This is a genomic window from Streptomyces sp. FH025 (assembly GCF_017427025.1).
GTDB lineage: Bacteria > Actinomycetota > Actinomycetes > Streptomycetales > Streptomycetaceae > Kitasatospora.
Genome location: NZ_JAFLNG010001112.1, coordinates 1 through 1,554 on the forward strand (window position 1 = coordinate 1; position 1,554 = coordinate 1,554).

Annotated in this window: 2 protein-coding genes; one reads left to right on the forward strand and one right to left on the reverse strand. The window is 71.8% G+C overall.

Features of this window, described 5'->3' with window-relative positions:
• Window positions 1-156: 156 nt before the first annotated feature.
• Window positions 157-240, reverse strand: a complete 84-nt coding sequence (locus J0670_RS40680) for a putative leader peptide (RefSeq protein WP_310593185.1) — start codon at window positions 238-240, stop codon at window positions 157-159.
• 213 nt (window positions 241-453) lie between these two features.
• Between J0670_RS40680 and J0670_RS37770 the strand changes: the two genes are divergently transcribed.
• The coding region (locus J0670_RS37770) for a YihY/virulence factor BrkB family protein (protein WP_207817290.1) at window positions 454-1,554 on the forward strand (1,101 nt) is incomplete at its 3' end.

Sequence of the window (1,554 nt, forward strand, 5' to 3'; positions counted from 1 at the left end):
CGCTGGGCGTGCTCGGCGGGGCGGTGCTGCTGTGACCTGCGGGTTCATCAGGGCCGGAGAGAGCAGTGACCGGGGCCGGGCGGGCGCCTGCGCATCCGCTACAGCGGGGATGGCGGGAAGGTCGGCGCCGGGTGCGGTGGTGCGGCGGAGTGGAGCTCAGGTCACCGGACAGATGGCGCTGGACACGCGAAGGAGATCGACGTGGAGTCGACCTACTAGGGTGGTTCCGGCGCTTGGCATGGCAAGAGATTCGCACGGCGCGGGACTCGCGGTCCACTAACATCCGGATGCTGGACGCTGGAGTTTCATCATCCGGGACGGTCGGGGGTTCCCGCCGCTCCGGGCCGGGTGCCCGGCCCGGCACCGGCCCGGCACTCTGTCCGACGCCCGGTCACGCGCCCGTGGGCCCGGGGGAGATCAACCCGGGAGCCCCGGCCCGATACCGTTAGCCCTGTGCAAGCAGCAGGCGATACGAGCAGACCGAACCCCGAACGGCCCTCCCGGCGCCGGGGCAAGGGCTCCCGGCGCGCGGCGAAACGGGCCACCTGGAGCCACACCGCGTGGGAACTGGTGAAGGACACCACCAACACCTGCGTCGAGTACCGGGTCACCGGACTCGCCGCGGAGGCGGCGTTCTTCACCCTGCTGTCGATCCCGCCGCTGCTGCTCGGCCTGGCCGGCACCCTCGGCTACCTCGACGAGTTCCTCGGCGCGGGCACCATCGCCGGGCTCAAGCACGACATCGTCGCGGCCTCCGGGACGGTCCTGTCGGAGTCGTCCGTCAAGCAGATCGTGATACCGCTGCTCGACCAGGTCTTCGACGGAGGGCGGCCGGACCTGGTCTCGATCGGCTTCCTGCTGTCCCTGTGGTCGGGCTCCCGGGCGCTCTACATCTTCATCGACACCATCACCGTCATGTACGGCCTGGACGGCAAGCGGGGCATCGTCAAGACCCGGCTGATGTCGCTGGGCCTCTACCTCGGCGCCCTGGTGATCGGCTCCCTGGTGCTGCCGCTGCTGGTGGCCGGGCCCGGGCTGATCGAGAACGCCGTGCCCGGCATCGCCGGACTCGTCGACGCCGCCTACTGGCCGGTCGCGATCGTGCTGCTGATCGTCTCGCTGACCACCCTCTACCACCTGGCCGTACCGGTCTCCACACCGTGGCGCGAGGACATCCCCGGGGCCCTGGTGGCCCTGGTGGTGCTGGTCTTCTGCAGCGTCGGCCTGCGGCTCTACCTGGTCAGCTCGGTCGAGGGCCCCTCGGTGTACGGCTCGCTGGCCGCGCCGGTGGCCGTCCTGCTGTGGATCTTCGTGGTGGCCCTCGCGGTGCTCATCGGCGCCGCCATGAACGCCGCCATAGACCGCCGCTGGCCCACCCTGGAGACCGCCGACGCCCGCGCCGAGAACGAGCGCGCCCAGGAGGAGGCGGCCGCCGCCGTGGTCCGCGAGGTCGCCGCCCGGCGGGCCGTCGAACGGGCCCGGCGCGCCAGGGAGCTGGGCCTGGCCGAGGGCGTCGAGGAGGAGTGGGTCGAGGACGAGGACGAGGACGTGGAC